Origin of the sequence: Proteus vulgaris, assembly GCF_023100685.1 — a bacterium.
Lineage (GTDB): Bacteria > Pseudomonadota > Gammaproteobacteria > Enterobacterales > Enterobacteriaceae > Proteus.
Genome location: NZ_CP090064.1, coordinates 1,719,314 through 1,735,248, shown reverse-complemented (window position 1 = coordinate 1,735,248; position 15,935 = coordinate 1,719,314). Strand labels below are relative to the sequence as shown.

The window sequence follows — 15,935 nt, the reverse complement described above, 5'->3', positions numbered from 1 at the left end:
CTAATAAAAAGGCGTAACTGAAGTGATTTTTTCCTTCATTACGCCTTTTTATATTATTGGTATTAGTCTTTACGGCAAGGAATTTTTTCATTCATTGAACAATAGGGTTCTTGTTCTAAGATCAGCCTACCATCAGCGTCTAAAGCAATAACTTCGCCAGGTTTAAACGTGGTGCGCACTTTACCCGGCGTGCCATCAATAGTGTAAAGTACATCATAACCTACAATTCTACGTTCTTGTCGATAAATCGGAATACACTCTTTGAATTGAGGATAAGGGAAATTTGCGATATTGCTGTTATTAAGTGCTTCAATCATATAAAACACACGGCATTCTTGCTCTGCCGGATGAAATCGTGACAATTTTTCGGGTGTAAAAGGTGTTGGTAAACCGATTCGATGACAGTACTCTTCTGTCACAAATACTGTTGATTTAATCGGTGTAGCGGAAACGACATGAGCAAATTGAGGCTGGGGAAATACCCACCTCCATGCAATAAATAAAAGAATAGCTAATGCAATGATTAGTCCTATCAGTGTGTACTTTCTGACATCAACACTCACTTTTACCCCTTTTTATCTGTTTTATCCTTAATTGCTACAGATGTGCAATACAAAGCCATTTTTTTCACGATAACTGGCTAATATATTTAGTATTCAATGAATGAATTCTCTATCTGATAGCTTAATTCAACATCCATGCTGATTAGCATAATAAGCAAACCACGTATTTATGACATGTTAAATACACCACTTATTTCTGTTTTAATTACTTAATTAAATAAGTACCACCACTTTTTTAGAATTTACCTATTATATTAAGCGTGTTCTTAATTTATTTTTCTGAAAAAATTAAAATCGTCATACTATTTATAATACATCATTATGATAACACGAGGTTAACAATTGTTGCTTAGAAATATGTGGCATTTCATTTTATATTCATATTTTAAAAATTATCCCAAAGGCTTATGAAAATATTTTAATCAATTAAAATTGAGTAAAAATAACAAGTTAAGCTTACATTTAACACTTTTTACTTATTATATTTTTAATACAAATTAGAGAAATACCATAACACTTTATTTGATAAATTAATGAATTAAACATCATTTTTTATTTAAGAAAAGTCTTAAATAGTTTAGCATAATAATCAAAAACAGATCTGGACTTTAATATTACTCATTTAATCTTAATGATAAAATAATATTTACTATTGTCTTATTGAGCTTTAGAGTTATTGGTTATTTTTGATATAAACAGATAAATCATCTAGTCATTTATGCTGAGATTTTTTATCTTATTTAGATATTCTCATTTAATTATTTAATTTGAAAGAAAAAACAGATAAAAAACCCTCATATAATATGAGGGTTTAAAAAGATAACTTTTGTCTTACTTACAAAGCAAAAGATAAATTAATGAAGTTTTAGCTTAGGTCTGATCACTCTGTTGATAGAACCAACCAACATCATAAGCCCTGTCTTGATATAGCCATGTAATGCAATTTGATGCATTCGATATAAAGAGATGTAAACAATCCGAGCAATCCGCCCTTCGATCATCATGTCACCTTTCATCAAATTGCCCATTAAACTTCCTACCGTACTAAATTTAGAAAGAGAAACTAATGAACCGTGATCGGTAAACACATAATCTTTTAACGGCTTATCTTTTAACATTGCGATAATATTACTATAACAGCGACTCGCCATTTGATGTGCAGATTGTGCTCTTGGTGGAACAAAGCCACCTTCTTTACGAGGGCATGATGCACAGTCACCAATAGCAAAAATCGATCCGTCTAAAGTTGTTTGCAAAGTCGGCTTAACAACTAATTGATTAATACGATTGGTTTCTAGGCCTGCGATCTCTTTCATAAAATCAGGTGCTTTAATACCTGCCGCCCACACCATTAAGTCAGCATCAATATGCTCACCCTCTTTAGTGTTTAATCCACCTTCATCTGCACTTGTGACCATAGTTTTGGTCATGACTCGCACACCTAATTTTGTTAATTCCTGATGTGCTGCGCTCGAAATACGCACTGGTAATGCAGGAAGAATTCGCTCTCCTGCTTCAACTAAAGTGATATTTAACGCAGAAGGTGCTAATTTTTTTAATCCATAACTATTTAGTTGGCGCACTGCATTGTGTAATTCAGCAGAAAGTTCAACACCCGTTGCACCACCGCCAACAATAGCGATATTCACTTTGCGATCTTCAGCTTGTGCATTAGCATCAGCTGAATATTTCAAGAATAAATTCAGCATTTCATTATGGAAACGATGAGCTTGCTGCGGGCTATCTAAGAAAATGCAGTTTTCTTTAATGCCTGGAGTACCAAAATCATTCGATTTACTGCCCAATGCCATGACTAAAATATCATAATCAAGCGTACGTTCAGGGACGAGCAATTCTTGGTCTTCATCATAGATAGCTGCTAATGTAATATTTTTTTGTTCGCGATCAAGCCCCATAAGCGAGCCTAATTGGAAGTTGAAATGATGGTTATAACCATGAGCTAAATAACTTAGTGCATCAACTCCATCGTCTAAAGAGCCAGTCGCTACTTCATGTAATAACGGTTTCCATAAATGGCTATTATTACGATCAACTAAGGTGATTTCTGCTTTTTTGCTGCGGCCTAATTTATTGCCTAATTTTGTCGCAAGTTCCAAGCCACCAGCGCCACCACCGACAATAACAATTTTTGTTAATGACATTTAACGTCACTCCATAAAGATATTTACTGTTGTTATTTAAATAGCCTTGGTGAAATCTACTTATATAACGACAGTTAAATCGTTTCGGCTGTTATTTTTGTTCTTAAACAAAGTAATTGGAAAGATGGTCATACCAAAGTTGATTTATATCAAAAACAGTTGAATATTCATATCTCTTTTTTGAAGAAATCGACGATAACGTGCCTTTTTTTGATGTTTAAATAACCACCATAAAGATATGGATAATGGAATTTTCAAATGAATACAAAAAGTTAAGGTATAAAAAGAGACGTTAGCGTAATAAAACAGACTCTGATCATTAGATGATGAAAATTTCATCTTAAAACAATCGTTCTAAAGTTGAAGGCGTTAAGAAAGAGATAAAAATCTTAGGCAGGTAGAAATAAAAATGGATGGAAAACCACCCATTTTTCAGAAGCGATTTTGATCTTAATTTTTGCTATAAAATGCTTTAATTTTAAATAGATGTTCAGAGAGACTCTTAAATTTATGCGTCTGCACTTCATCCCAAATCACCGAATAATAAGGTGATAATTCATCAGCAGAACGCTGATTATCTAAGCTCTCATCATTGCGGGATAAAATCACTAAAGCATTATCTTTATTTTTAGAACGAAAATCTTTAATACATTTCGTTGCGATATCTAAATACTCTTCAGGCCTGTCGATCTTATCAGTCATGTTTTCATAAGGAAAAAGATTAGGATTAATCATTACCTGACGAATATTACATAAGAAACCAATACGCTCTGCCCAATATCCCCCTAACCCAACACCGCAAATTAATACGGGCTCTTTAGTGGATTTAATCACTTTATCCGTTTCTTTCAGCAAATGTTGCATATCATGACGAGGATGCAAGGTACTGTAACTTAGAAAACGAACATCAGGATCAATAAACTGTAGCTGTAAAACCTTCTCATGATTTCCAGGACTTGTGGAATCAAAACCATGTAAATATATAATCATGCGCGCTCCTGCCATTGCTCCTGTAATTGGGTCAGCAACTGATTCGCTTTTTTCCAGCGATCAGAAGTTTGTAGCTCACTCAATGTGTAACGACCACGGTGATGGTACAATGTGGAAATACGTTCTGCTTTGACTGAGGACAGGTTATCTAACACACTCACAGCACCTTTTCGGTTATTACACACTAAAAGCATATCACAACCCGCATCAAGGGAGCGCTGCGCTCTTTCTGCGTAACTTCCCATAATAGCAGCACCTTCCATGGATAAATCATCAGAGAAAATAACGCCTTGGAAACCAAGTTGTTCTCGTAGAATTGATTTCAACCAGTAGGATGAACCACTTGCTGGACGATCATCAACTTGAGAATAGATAACATGGGCTGGCATAATCGCATCTAATAATTGACGCTGAATAAAATCTTTAAAAATTGACATATCACGTTGGCGAATATCATTTAAAGAGCGATCGTCACGAGGAGTTTCTTTGTGAGAATCAGCTCTTACAGCCCCATGTCCTGGGAAGTGTTTACCTGTTGATTTCATACCCGCTGAACGCATGCCTTTAATAAAGCTTTCTGCCATTGTCATCGCAATTTCAGGAGAATCATGGAAAGAACGCTCACCAATCGCAATACAGTTATGGCCTAAATCAAGAACTGGTGCAAAACTGATATCAATATCCATAGCAATCATTTCTGACGCCATTAACCATCCTGCTTCTTGTGCTAAATGGCTAGCTTGATAGCTTTCATTTAATGCTGCATAGGATTGCGCCGCGGGTATCCGTGTAAAACCATCGCGGAAACGTTGTACCCGCCCACCTTCTTGGTCGACGGCAATCACCAGTCGTTCATGAGATGCATCACGAATTTGACGGACTAATTCATTTAATTGTTCAGCATCGTGGAAGTTGCGGGTAAAAAGGATTAATCCACCGACAAGAGGATGTTTTAAAATTTCACGCTCTTCACTATCGAGTTCATATCCTTCAACATCAAGCATTACTGGACCCATAACATTCCTCTCTTTGTAATTGTGACAAGATAATGTCTTTAATTCGTCAGACTAAAATAACGACGTAAAGGTTCAGACATTATTAAAAATGATCCATTTTTTGTTTGTTGCCAACGGACTTCATACCACATTAGCATCATATAAAAAATGAATGGTTCTCTTGAAAGAATACGCTTTCTTAACTCTCTGGCAGAATAAGAGTAAACCTCTTTTTGCTTTGTATAATGACAATGATACGCACAATAATAATCTAAAAATGCCGTTTGTTGCGTTTCATCTAATTGATTTGTGGCAAAGAACGTCATTAATGAATCAGCCGTATCAATATCTGCCGCATATTCCCAATCGATAAATTTTATACCTGAATCACTAAGAAGAATATTCTCAACGTGCAAATCCATGTGAGCTGGCGCGTATTTTATGAGATTTCGTTGAGGTTGACGTAAAAAATGTTGTTGTAAGCGTAGCCATTTAGCGGATAACCGTTTTCTATCGATCCTTTGCCAATAAAGAGATAACTCATGATTTAAATTAAGAGGAAAACCAAACGGTGTTTGCTGATGTAACGTTGCTATTTTTTCAGCTAATGGCTTTAAATAGGCACTAAAAAGTGATTGATGGGTAAGGTGCTCACCGGGTAACCAGTGAAGAAAAAACCATTCTCCATAGCGTGTTGCAACTTCAGGGGATAAATCACAACCTGCCAGCTGTTTTAAAATGGCGTATTCTTTTCTTCCGTGTACATAAAGTCCTTTTCTTTCATCTCCGTAGTAGCGAGCAATCCAATCAATATCAGCATATTGCACACGAAAAGAACCGCCGCCTAATCCTGTTAATGCTGTTATCCTCCATTTACTTAATGCCTTTGCAGGAAAAAGTGTTTGCAAGGCATTAAGTAAACTTGAGTCATACCGATCACTCAACCTTGTTGCGTCCATTCCAAAGAATTTCGCCAGAAGAAACTGACATTAGTTGCATACTAATAACACGGTTATCTTTTTTGCCATCAACCGTTGAGAATAAAATATAATCTGCTGTTAAATGACGCGCTAACCCAATAGCAGCACTACGAAGACCTAAACTGTCCTCTCCTGATAAACCAAGCGCTTTTCGTGCTGACATCATTTGTGCGTAAGGTACAGTTTGCAATGAACTAATACTATTAACTGATTCTATAATTGTATTGGTTGCATTTACTGCTTGGATGTTTCCACCTGAATTATTTTTGACATTATCAATAACAATTAATTTACCCGTTTCTAAATCGTCAGTGACTGCCATATCTCTAATTAAAGGTGTCACCACATTATTCCAATTAATACTGGTGATTTTAGGTGGAGTTGGTACTACTTCAATTGGTGGTTCTATGGGTTTAGGTGGCTCTACCGGCTCAATGGGTGTAACCGGCTCCACAGGTACGGGCGGTTGTTGTGGCAACATAGACGGACAACCCGCTAATAAAAACACAGACATCGCCACAAATAGAAGTCTTTTCATACTCGCGTTACCTTATCCTAAGTAAAAAGATAAACTCTGACATAACTAATGGTTTTATCTGGAACATCGGCGCTAATTTCCGTATCTCCATCACCAAGGATAGTCACATCATTTACATGTCCAGCAGGAGATACTTCAAGCCCTTGTTCGTTATACCAATAAAAGCGATAGCGAATTGAAACAGGGTAAGATTGTGTATTTGACAGCATAACTGTCGCTCTTGTGCCGTTAGTATGGTGTTCAAGGATCGGTTGTCCCGCCACAATTCCCACGGCTAAGACCGAAGGCTCCATAATAATAGCCTGCTGACGATTAAAATAGAGTTTATTATCTGAATGAGATGATAAACACCCAGAGAGCAATGTCGTCATACACATAGCGATAAGTAATGAGTAAATAGCCTTACTTTGTCTTATCATGTATTACTTCCTGTTATCTCGCTTTTAGCATCATATCGATCATTGACTTAATAATGGCCCTAATGGTTTTCCACCTAATAAATGCATGTGAATATGGAAAACTTCTTGTCCACCATGTTTATTGCAGTTCATCACTAGACGATAACCATCTTCAGCAATACCTTCTTGTTGAGCTATTTTTGCGGCAACAACAAACAGGTGTCCTAACACTTGTTCATCTTCAACAGTAACATCATTCACCGTAGGAATAAGTTTATTAGGAATAATCAAAATATGCGTGGGTGCTTGTGGCGAAATATCACGAAATGCAGTGACTGTATCATCTTGAAAAACAATGTTAGCCGGAATTTCACCACGAATAATTTTACTGAAAATTGTTTCTTCTGCCATTTCCATCACCTTATTATTTATTTTAATTCCTGATTAATTCAATTAAGCAGGTAAGTTTTGAATATGAAAGAGCTTAGCAAAATTGCGCGTTGTTTGTTGCGCTAACTCTTCAACACTCACCCCTTTTAATACAGCCATATATTCCGCAACGTCACGAACATAAGCAGGTTGATTTTCTTTGCCACGATGAGGAACTGGCGCTAAATATGGGGAATCTGTTTCAACTAAAATTCTATCAAGAGGAACAATACGTGCAGCTTCTCTAATTTGTTCTGCATTTCTAAATGTCACAATACCTGAAAAAGAGATATACATTCCAAGATCTAGTAATGCTGTTGCCGTTTCTTTATCTTCAGTAAAACAATGTAATACACCACCACAATCTTGCACGTTCTCTTCTTTTAAAATCGATAACGTATCTTCGCGTGCGCTACGAGTATGCACGATAACGGGTTTGTTAACTTGTCGGCCAATACGGATATGTTCACGGAAAATTTCACGCTGTAATGCTGCATTTTCTTGCTGGTAATAGTAATCTAGCCCTGTTTCACCTAACGCCACAACATCAGGCGCAGCAGCTAAGTGCGCTAATTCTTCAACGTCGTACCCTTCGTCTAAATTCAAGGGATGAATACCACAAGAGAATGCAATATTGTCACGTTTGCCGATAAGTTCACGCATATTCTTGAACCCCGGCAAAGTTGTTGCTACAGCTAACATATATTGAACATCACGCTGCTGTGCTTTTTCGACAACATCATCAATATTTTCATGTAGTTTTTCATAATCTAAGCTGTCGAGATGGCAGTGTGAATCAACTAAAAACATAACGTACTCTCATTTATCTGGTATGACTTATAGGTGTTTTTTATTACAGCTAGCTCACAATTAAATTTGTGTTGCTAATTAATGTTATATTGCTAACTGATTTTCCCAATCTAGCAACTGTTCTGCTAGTAATAATTCTTTATTCAGGGCTGGAATGGTCATTAGTTGATAACGACACTGTTTCCATCCATCAATAATGGCTAACACAATATTTGAAGGTAATTGTGATAACGCCATAATTAAAGGTTGTTGATCTTGGTTGATACAATAAGCTTGTGCATTTGTTTGATACTTTAATGCATCGAGTAAAAGTGATAGCAACCAATACAAGCGACGATCTACATTATCTTGATTTAACTGCGGAAGAAATCCAAATAAATCACGTTGTTGCAAACTTGAATATAACGCTTGGCAAAAAGTTTCTCTTTCTTGCCATTCATCTTTCAGTAATGAAAGCGCCGCTATTGGTGCATTCTGTGATAAATTCAACGCAGTTACACTATTAGCATAAGGGACATTCGGCAACTGCTGTTGTATCCAGTGTATAGCATGCTGATGATCAGGCGTGGCTAAATGATAATAAAAACAACGGCTACGCAAAGTGGCTAACAAAACTTCAGGTTGCTGGCAATTAAGTAAAAAATACGTATTTTTAGGCGGCTCTTCTAACGTTTTGAGCAATGCATTTGCAGCAGCCTCAGTTAAGGCTTCAACCTCTTTTATCCAAACGACTCTTGCACCGCTTTGCTGGGCATGTTGCTCCAGTTTCTCTGTCACTTTTCTAACGGCTTCTACGCCAATAGATGTCTTGCCCTTTTCATTTTGTAAAAGATGCCAATCAGGATGTGTTTCAGCAAGCATCAAGCGACAACTGTGGCACTCATTACAGCTTTTTAATCCCTGTTTATTCTGACACATTAACCAACGACTTAATCCATAAGAGAGAGCATCAGCCCCCATTCCTTCGGTTGCATGTAAAAGCAGAGCATGATGACCTCGTCCTTCTTGATACATGCTAATAAGTTGCCGATATGCCTGATTTAGCCAAGGATACCAATTCATAATGCTTTATTTTCCTGCTGGGCTAGCCATGTAGTGAGTGCTTGGCGAATATCCGCTTGAACTTTATCGATAGTTTGAGATGCATCTATTGTAATAATAGAGTCATCACCTTTGGTCAATGCCTGATAACGTTCACGTGTACGATAAAAAAAGTCCATTGACTCTTTTTCAATTCGGTCTAATTCACCTCTAGCACGTGCTCTTGCCAGCCCTATAGCTGGATCTAAATCAAGATATAACGTTAAGTCTGGACGAAAATCACCAAGAACCGTATTACGAAGTGACAGCATAAGATCTTTATCTAAGCCACGGCCACCACCTTGATAGGCTTGTGAAGAGAGATCGTGTCTATCGCCAATTACCCATTTACCTTCTGCTAGCGCGGGTTTAATCACGTTCTCAACAAGCTGAACACGCGCAGCATATAGCATTAACAGCTCCGCTTTATCGGTAACTTTCTCCCCCTCAATACCTTGCTTAATAAGCTCTCGTAATTTTTCGGCAAGTGGGGTGCCACCCGGTTCACGGGTAAATGCTAAGTTGGTGATGTTTTTTTCTTTTAATGTATTAATAACGGTTTGAATTGCACTGGTTTTTCCAGCGCCTTCTAATCCTTCAATTACAATAAATTTACTGTTATTCATAATTATCTTTGTTGTAAGCGTCGATATTGTGCGACAGCTTTATTATGTTCATTAAGTGTGGTTGAAAATTTATGACCACCCGTTCCATCCGCAACAAAATAGAGATAACGTGTATCCGCTGGATGTGCGGCGGCTCTGATTGAAGCAACACTAGGCATTGCAATTGGTGTTGGTGGCAATCCATCGATTTGATATGTGTTATAAGGGGTATAACCATTTAAATCACTGCGATAAATTGTACCTCTGTATTTATCACCTAAGCCATAAATCACGGTAGGATCGGTCTGTAATCTCATATTTGTTTTTAGTCGATTAATAAATACAGACGCGACCTTTGTTCTTTCTGCATCAATACCCGTCTCTTTTTCAATAATTGATGCCATGATAAGCATTTCATAAGCCGATTTATACGGTAGGTCACTATCGCGTTTAATCCACTCTTCTTCTAATGTTTTTTCCATTTGTTGGTAAGCACGCTTTAAAATTGCGACATCTGTTGTACCTGCCGTGTAATGGTATGTATCTGGTGCAAACCAACCTTCTAGGTTAGCAATTTCAGGTTTTATCCCTATTTCTTCACGTAATTTGTCGCTATCCATTGTATGTGCGACAGTCGTAAGTTGCGGAGCTTGTTCAAAAATAGATTGCCAGTCTTGTAAACGGCTACCTTCAATAAAACGGATCGTAAATTGAGCCTCTTTACCACTTTTGATCAACAATAAAACGTCACGTAAAGACATACCTTTTGTTAAGCGATATGTACCTGCTTTAAATTGGCTAAGCTCTGGTTTTACTTTTAGTAAAATTTGAAAATAATCGCCTTGGTTAAGTAGATTATTGTTTATTAGCAGTTGTTCCATGGCTACGCGCCCTGTTCCTGCCGGCACTGTGAGTAGCATTTCATCTTGCTTTACAACAACATTTTCTTCTAAACCACGAATATGTTGCATCATATACAACGCAATTGCACCGATACTAATTAATAAGGCAAAAAAAACTATCCATACTATTTTTTTTATCTTCATTTATAACTCATCAAATTCTATTTAAGTGACAAACTGTGTTGTAAAACAACATGATAATACTCTCTGCTCGAATATTGATAGCACTTATCATCCGAGAAAGTGATACATGAAACAGGAAGTACAGGCATTAAACTATTTGTTAACCAAACTTCATCTGCTTGATAAAGCGTTTCCGGCTTTTCTCTCACAATAACAATTTTCCAATGCAATTTTTGTGCTAATTGAATAATTGATTGGCGCATAATGCCATTTACGCCAGAATCAGTCAGATCTGGTGTGAAAAGTGTATTCCCTTTACGCCAAAAAAGATTTGCCGCATTTGCTTCAACTAAATATCCTTCATTATCACACACTAAAACATCATCAAATTCTGTTTTTTCTAAATGGTGCTTAATAAGAACCTGCTCCAAACGATTTAAGTGCTTAATTCCCGCTAGTTGTGGATTTTTGCCTAAAGTAATAGGGCTGATAGCCAGTGATATACCTTCACTTTGCTGGTGGGAGTAATGGGCAGGATAGGATGACAATGAGGTTATAACTGTTGGTGTAATAAATCCATTTGAAGAATAACCACGACCACCATAACCCCGACTGATGATAATTTTAATAACACCTTTTGCTTGGGTGTCAGAAGCGATATCTATAATGTGTTTTTTTAAATCAGACCAATTTGGATGAGGGAGAAAAAGTGCCTCACAGCCTTGTTTTAAACGATTAAGGTGTGCGGATAGCATAGAGGGCTTGCCCTGTTCTATTGCAAGGGTAGTAAAGCAACCATCGCCAAACTGTATCGCTCGGTCACTTGCATCTACATTTTGTTGCTGTTGTCCATTTACCCAATGCATCTAACACACCCTACATCTATGTTATTGATATCAATCTGCACATGATAAAACAACTGGCAGTAAAAGGACAAAATAAAAGACCCAGAATAATCCTGGGTCTTTAAGTATTTTTCAACTTTCTACAAAAAACGGTTTAAACGCGCTTAAAGAGAATTGAACCATTAGTACCACCAAAGCCAAATGAGTTACACAGAGCATATTCCATGTTCTCAACTTTACGTGCTTTATGTGGAACAAAATCAAGATGACAATTTTCGTCTTGATTATCAAGGTTAATTGTTGGAGGTACGATTTGGTCACGCAGAGAAAGAATAGTAAAGATAGACTCAATGGCTCCAGCAGCGCCTAATAAATGGCCTGTCATAGATTTTGTTGAGCTAACTAATACATCAGTGCCTTTACCAAATACGTTTTCTACCGCTTGTGCTTCAGCAACATCACCCGCATTCGTTGATGTACCATGTGCGTTGATATAACCCACTTGAGATGCATCAATACCCGCATCTTTTAGTGCATTTGTCATCGCTAGCGCACCGCCTTCGCCATTTTCTGCTGGTGAAGTCATGTGATAAGCATCGCTGCTCATACCAAAACCCACTATTTCAGCATAGATTTTAGCACCACGTTTTTTAGCATGTTCGTATTCTTCAAGAACCAGAACACCCGCGCCATCACCTAACACGAAACCATCACGATCTTTATCCCATGGACGGCTAGCCGCTTGAGGGTTATCGTTACGTGTTGATAATGCACGAACTGCACCAAAGCCACCTAAACCTAATGGAGTAGTTGCTTTTTCGGCACCGCCTGCAAGCATTGCATCTGCATCGCCGTAAGCGATAATACGCGCAGCATGCCCAATATTATGGACACCTGATGTACATGCCGTTGCGATAGAAATTGTAGGGCCACGAAGACCATACATAATGCTTAAATGCCCAGCAACCATGTTAATGATGGTTGAAGGTACAAAGAATGGGCTAATTTTACGAGGGCCACCATTTGTCATTGACGTATGGTTTTCTTCGATAAGGCCTAAGCCACCAATACCAGAACCAATAGCAGCTCCGATGCGACTTGCATTGGCTTCTGTTACTTCAAGACCTGAATCCGCAATGGCTTGCACACCTGCCGCAATACCATATTGAATGAAAAGATCCATCTTACGCGCGTCTTTACGCGAAAGATTATAATCTTCATGATTGAAATTTTTTACCAATCCTGCGAATTTAGTCGCATGATGACTGGTGTCAAAATCTTCGATAAGGCCGATACCACTCTGTCCGGCACACACGGCTTCCCAAGAAGCTGTTGCGTTATTACCGACAGGAGATAACATGCCTAGTCCGGTCACAACTACACGACGCTTAGACACGCTTATCCTCCAAGGAGGGAAAAAGTTTAGGATTAAAAATATAGGCGGTCGAGTGACCGCCTAGATTAGCAAGTTTATTTACCTGCGTTTTCAACGTAATCAATAGCAGCTTGAACTGTAGTAATTTTTTCTGCTTCTTCGTCTGGGATTTCGATATCGAATTCTTCTTCCAGAGCCATTACCAGCTCAACTGTGTCAAGAGAATCAGCGCCTAAGTCATCAACAAATGAAGCTGAATTTACAACTTCTTCCTCTTTAACACCCAGTTGTTCAACAATGATTTTCTTAACGCGTTCGTCGATAGTGCTCATACTATTAAATTTCCTATCAAAACTCGCTTGCGCGATGATTTTCTTAGTTTATAAATACAGGAAAAGATCTAACCAATCCCGACTGTGTGGACTACTTTATTCGCTATATTTTGCATTATATTGTACGCAAAAAGCAAATATAAAGACGTCCCCATAATTAGATCATGTACATGCCACCATTGACATGCAATGTTTCACCCGTGATATAGCTCGCTTCATCAGAAGCTAAGAAGGCTACAGCACTGGCAATCTCTTTGGCATCACCTAAACGGTTAGCAGGAACTTGAGATAAAATACCTGCTCTTTGGTCATCTGTTAATGCTCTTGTCATATCAGTTTCGATAAAACCAGGTGCAACAACATTTACCGTAATGCCCCGGGAAGCAACTTCGCGTGCTAATGATTTACTAAAACCAATCACACCCGCTTTTGCCGCCGCGTAGTTTGCCTGTCCTGCGTTACCCATGGTTCCAACAACAGAACCAATGGTAATTATACGACCATAACGTTTTTTCATCATAGCACGCATAACTGCTTTAGACAGACGGAAGACTGATGAAAGATTTGTGTTGATGATATCTTGCCACTCATCATCTTTCATGCGCATCAACAGGTTATCACGAGTAATACCTGCATTATTGACCAAAATATCAATTTCGCCAAATTCAGCACGCACTTCAGCTAAAAATTTTTCGATAGAGTCGTTTTCTGTGACATTTAACACAAAACCCTTACCTTTACCGCTTAAATATTCGCTGATAGCTTGCGCACCGTTTTCACTCGTTGCTGTACCAATTACGGTTGCACCGCGCGCAACTAAATCCTCTGCAATCGCACGGCCAATGCCACGGCTTGCACCAGTAACTAGCGCTATTTTTCCGTCAAATCCCATGAGATCCCTCAGTCATTTCCTAATGCAACATCTAATGAAGCAATATCATTAACTGCTGCAGCGTTCATTTCTTTAGAAATACGTTTTGTTAAACCAGTTAATACTTTTCCTGGACCGATTTCTAATAGTTGTGTGATGCCTTTTTCAGCGATAAATTCAACCGTTTCAGTCCAACGAACTGGGTTATAAAGCTGGCGAACTAACGCATCACGGATAGCATTTGCATCAGTTTGCGCTTTCACATCAACGTTATTAACGACCTGAATTTCAGGTTGTTTAAATTCAATTTCTTGCAATGCAACTGCAAGCTTATCAGCTGCTGGCTTCATTAAAGCGCAATGCGAAGGCACGCTTACCGCTAATGGTAATGCACGTTTAGCACCAGCTTCTTTACATAAAACACCAGCACGTTCTACTGCCTCTTTGTTACCTGCGATAACAACTTGGCCTGGTGAATTAAAGTTTACAGGTGAAACAACTTGCCCTTGGGCAGCTTCTTCACAGGCTTTTGCAATAGCATCGTTATCTAAACCGATAATTGCATACATTGCACCTGTACCTGCTGGTACTGTTTCTTGCATCAGCTGACCGCGTAATTCTACTAATTTAATGGCGGCTGCGAAATCAATAACACCAGCACACACTAAAGCAGAATACTCACCAAGACTGTGACCTGCCATCATTTGTGGCATTTTGCCTTGCTTTTCTTGCCATACACGCCAAACAGCAACTGACGCTGCTAATAATGCTGGCTGTGTTTTCCATGTTTTGTTTAACTCTTCTTCTGGGCCATTTTGAACTAAATCCCACAGAGAGTAACCTAATACATCAGATGCTTGAGCAAATGTTTCAGTCACTATCGGATATTGCTCTGCAAGTTCTGCAAGCATTCCAACAGTTTGCGATCCCTGACCAGGGAAAACCATTGCAAAATCAGTCATGTTTATTTTCCTGATAATATTAAAAACGGATAAGTGCAGAACCCCAAGTAAAACCGCCACCAAACGCTTCCAGCAAGATTAACTGACCACGTTGAATGCGATTGTCTCTTACAGCTTCATCTAATGCTGTTGGGACTGATGCTGCTGACGTATTGCCGTGGCGATCTAATGTCACCACTACTTTATCCATTGTCATATCCAGCTTTTTCGCTGTCGCTGAAATAATTCTTAAATTTGCCTGATGAGGCACAAGCCAGTCCAGTTCAGATTTATCAATATTGTTAGCTTCGAGTGTCTCATCCACAATGTGGGCAAGTTCACGAACTGCGACTTTAAATACTTCATTTCCTGCCATGGTAACGTAAGCAGGTAAATCTTCATTTTCTTTACGCTGATAAGGTAATGCTAATAAATCACCAAAACGCCCATCAGAATGTAAATGTGTAGAAATAATACCTTCGTCTTCTGACGCACCTACAACTGCTGCACCTGCCGCATCACCAAATAAAATAATGGTGCCACGATCGTTAGGATCTAACGCATGGGATAATCGATCAGCACCGATAACAAGAGCATGCTTAACAGAATCTGCTTTAATAAATTGATCAGCAATGCTTAATGCATAAACAAAGCCAGAACATGCAGCAGCAACGTCAAATGCGATGCAATCATTGATACCTAACGCATTTTGAATCTGACATGCTGCGCTTGGAAATGCATGTGAGCCTGATGTTGTAGCAACAACAATCAATCCAATGTCTTGTTTATCAATACCAGACATTTCTAGTGCTTTTTCAGCCGCACCTGCGCCCATCACAGCAACAGTTTCTTCTTCTGTTGCAATCCGACGTTCATTAATACCTGTTCGGGTAACAATCCATTCGTCAGATGTTTCAACCATTTTTTCTAAATCGGCATTAGTTCGCACTTGTACAGGCAAGTAACTACCAGTACCTAAGATTTTTGTATACATTC

Annotated in this window: 18 protein-coding genes; all 18 read right to left on the bottom strand. The window is 38.4% G+C overall.

Annotated elements, in window-relative coordinates; all coding sequences use genetic code 11:
* Positions 1 to 62 precede the first annotated feature (62 nt).
* The 18 genes from umoD to LW139_RS08315 all read right to left on the bottom strand — a co-directional run bounded on the left by umoD (position 63) and on the right by LW139_RS08315 (position 15,933).
* A complete protein-coding gene (gene umoD / locus LW139_RS08400) occupies positions 63 to 563 on the bottom strand; it encodes a flagellar biogenesis regulator UmoD (protein ID WP_109409370.1) in 501 nt (166 codons plus the stop codon).
* Positions 564 to 1,417: 854 nt separating this feature from the next.
* A complete protein-coding gene (locus tag LW139_RS08395) occupies positions 1,418 to 2,725 on the bottom strand; it encodes an NAD(P)/FAD-dependent oxidoreductase (protein ID WP_166540170.1) in 1,308 nt (435 codons plus the stop codon).
* 450 nt (positions 2,726 to 3,175) lie between these two features.
* Positions 3,176 to 3,715, bottom strand: a complete 540-nt coding sequence (gene ycfP / locus LW139_RS08390; protein WP_109409372.1) for an alpha/beta hydrolase YcfP — start codon at positions 3,713 to 3,715, stop codon at positions 3,176 to 3,178.
* Complete coding sequence (nagZ, locus tag LW139_RS08385; RefSeq protein ID WP_072069890.1) at positions 3,712 to 4,731, bottom strand: beta-N-acetylhexosaminidase; 1,020 nt, start codon at positions 4,729 to 4,731, stop codon at positions 3,712 to 3,714. Before nagZ ends, ycfP begins: the two co-directional genes overlap by 4 nt.
* A gap of 38 nt (positions 4,732 to 4,769) precedes the next feature.
* Positions 4,770 to 5,669, bottom strand: coding sequence for a phosphotransferase (locus tag LW139_RS08380; protein WP_166540171.1), 900 nt, complete (start codon positions 5,667 to 5,669; stop codon positions 4,770 to 4,772).
* Complete coding sequence (locus LW139_RS08375; RefSeq protein ID WP_166540172.1) at positions 5,647 to 6,228, bottom strand: penicillin-binding protein activator LpoB; 582 nt, start codon at positions 6,226 to 6,228, stop codon at positions 5,647 to 5,649. The genes LW139_RS08380 and LW139_RS08375 overlap by 23 nt, the downstream gene beginning before the upstream one ends.
* 17 nt (positions 6,229 to 6,245) lie before the next feature.
* A complete protein-coding gene (locus LW139_RS08370) occupies positions 6,246 to 6,647 on the bottom strand; it encodes a YcfL family protein (protein WP_072069893.1) in 402 nt (133 codons plus the stop codon).
* 39 nt (positions 6,648 to 6,686) lie between these two features.
* Entirely contained in the window at positions 6,687 to 7,037 is a 351-nt protein-coding gene (gene hinT / locus LW139_RS08365; RefSeq protein ID WP_098943364.1) for a purine nucleoside phosphoramidase, read from the bottom strand.
* A gap of 42 nt (positions 7,038 to 7,079) precedes the next feature.
* Positions 7,080 to 7,865, bottom strand: a complete 786-nt coding sequence (locus tag LW139_RS08360) for a metal-dependent hydrolase (RefSeq protein WP_166540173.1) — start codon at positions 7,863 to 7,865, stop codon at positions 7,080 to 7,082.
* A gap of 84 nt (positions 7,866 to 7,949) precedes the next feature.
* Positions 7,950 to 8,927: a DNA polymerase III subunit delta' gene (gene holB, locus LW139_RS08355; RefSeq protein ID WP_247851050.1), complete on the bottom strand. Its 978-nt coding sequence runs from the start codon at positions 8,925 to 8,927 to the stop codon at positions 7,950 to 7,952.
* Entirely contained in the window at positions 8,924 to 9,571 is a 648-nt protein-coding gene (gene tmk / locus LW139_RS08350; RefSeq protein ID WP_166540175.1) for a dTMP kinase, read from the bottom strand. The genes holB and tmk overlap by 4 nt, the downstream gene beginning before the upstream one ends.
* A 2-nt stretch (positions 9,572 to 9,573) precedes the next feature.
* Complete coding sequence (mltG, locus tag LW139_RS08345) at positions 9,574 to 10,596, bottom strand: endolytic transglycosylase MltG (RefSeq protein ID WP_166540176.1); 1,023 nt, start codon at positions 10,594 to 10,596, stop codon at positions 9,574 to 9,576.
* Positions 10,597 to 10,613: 17 nt separating this feature from the next.
* Complete coding sequence (gene pabC / locus LW139_RS08340; RefSeq protein ID WP_166540177.1) at positions 10,614 to 11,441, bottom strand: aminodeoxychorismate lyase; 828 nt, start codon at positions 11,439 to 11,441, stop codon at positions 10,614 to 10,616.
* A gap of 133 nt (positions 11,442 to 11,574) precedes the next feature.
* Positions 11,575 to 12,816, bottom strand: coding sequence for a beta-ketoacyl-ACP synthase II (gene fabF / locus LW139_RS08335; RefSeq protein WP_166540178.1), 1,242 nt, complete (start codon positions 12,814 to 12,816; stop codon positions 11,575 to 11,577).
* Positions 12,817 to 12,890: 74 nt separating this feature from the next.
* Complete coding sequence (acpP, locus tag LW139_RS08330) at positions 12,891 to 13,127, bottom strand: acyl carrier protein (RefSeq protein WP_004247087.1); 237 nt, start codon at positions 13,125 to 13,127, stop codon at positions 12,891 to 12,893.
* Between the two features lie 157 nt (positions 13,128 to 13,284).
* On the bottom strand, positions 13,285 to 14,019 hold the full coding sequence (gene fabG / locus LW139_RS08325; protein WP_036937746.1) for a 3-oxoacyl-ACP reductase FabG: 735 nt from the start codon (positions 14,017 to 14,019) through the stop codon (positions 13,285 to 13,287).
* An 8-nt stretch (positions 14,020 to 14,027) separates the two neighbouring features.
* Positions 14,028 to 14,960, bottom strand: coding sequence for an ACP S-malonyltransferase (gene fabD / locus LW139_RS08320; protein ID WP_247851049.1), 933 nt, complete (start codon positions 14,958 to 14,960; stop codon positions 14,028 to 14,030).
* 19 nt (positions 14,961 to 14,979) lie between these two features.
* Positions 14,980 to 15,933: a beta-ketoacyl-ACP synthase III gene (locus LW139_RS08315; protein WP_247851048.1), complete on the bottom strand. Its 954-nt coding sequence runs from the start codon at positions 15,931 to 15,933 to the stop codon at positions 14,980 to 14,982.
* Positions 15,934 to 15,935: the final 2 nt, after the last annotated feature.

Bases quoted from the DNA above. Each gene is read 5' to 3' on its own strand.
- LW139_RS08395 (WP_166540170.1), bottom strand. From the start codon at position 2,725: ATGTCATTAACAAAAATTGTTATTGTCGGTGGTGGCGCTGGTGGCTTG.
- ycfP (WP_109409372.1), bottom strand. From the start codon at position 3,715: ATGATTATATATTTACATGGTTTTGATTCCACAAGTCCTGGAAATCAT.
- nagZ (WP_072069890.1), bottom strand. From the start codon at position 4,731: ATGGGTCCAGTAATGCTTGATGTTGAAGGATATGAACTCGATAGTGAA.
- LW139_RS08380 (WP_166540171.1), bottom strand. From the start codon at position 5,669: ATGGACGCAACAAGGTTGAGTGATCGGTATGACTCAAGTTTACTTAAT.
- LW139_RS08375 (WP_166540172.1), bottom strand. From the start codon at position 6,228: ATGAAAAGACTTCTATTTGTGGCGATGTCTGTGTTTTTATTAGCGGGT.
- LW139_RS08370 (WP_072069893.1), bottom strand. From the start codon at position 6,647: ATGATAAGACAAAGTAAGGCTATTTACTCATTACTTATCGCTATGTGT.
- hinT (WP_098943364.1), bottom strand. From the start codon at position 7,037: ATGGCAGAAGAAACAATTTTCAGTAAAATTATTCGTGGTGAAATTCCG.
- LW139_RS08360 (WP_166540173.1), bottom strand. From the start codon at position 7,865: ATGTTTTTAGTTGATTCACACTGCCATCTCGACAGCTTAGATTATGAA.
- holB (WP_247851050.1), bottom strand. From the start codon at position 8,927: ATGAATTGGTATCCTTGGCTAAATCAGGCATATCGGCAACTTATTAGC.
- tmk (WP_166540175.1), bottom strand. From the start codon at position 9,571: ATGAATAACAGTAAATTTATTGTAATTGAAGGATTAGAAGGCGCTGGA.
- mltG (WP_166540176.1), bottom strand. From the start codon at position 10,596: ATGAAGATAAAAAAAATAGTATGGATAGTTTTTTTTGCCTTATTAATT.
- pabC (WP_166540177.1), bottom strand. From the start codon at position 11,441: ATGCATTGGGTAAATGGACAACAGCAACAAAATGTAGATGCAAGTGAC.
- acpP (WP_004247087.1), bottom strand. From the start codon at position 13,127: ATGAGCACTATCGACGAACGCGTTAAGAAAATCATTGTTGAACAACTG.
- fabG (WP_036937746.1), bottom strand. From the start codon at position 14,019: ATGGGATTTGACGGAAAAATAGCGCTAGTTACTGGTGCAAGCCGTGGC.
- fabD (WP_247851049.1), bottom strand. From the start codon at position 14,960: ATGACTGATTTTGCAATGGTTTTCCCTGGTCAGGGATCGCAAACTGTT.
- LW139_RS08315 (WP_247851048.1), bottom strand. From the start codon at position 15,933: ATGTATACAAAAATCTTAGGTACTGGTAGTTACTTGCCTGTACAAGTG.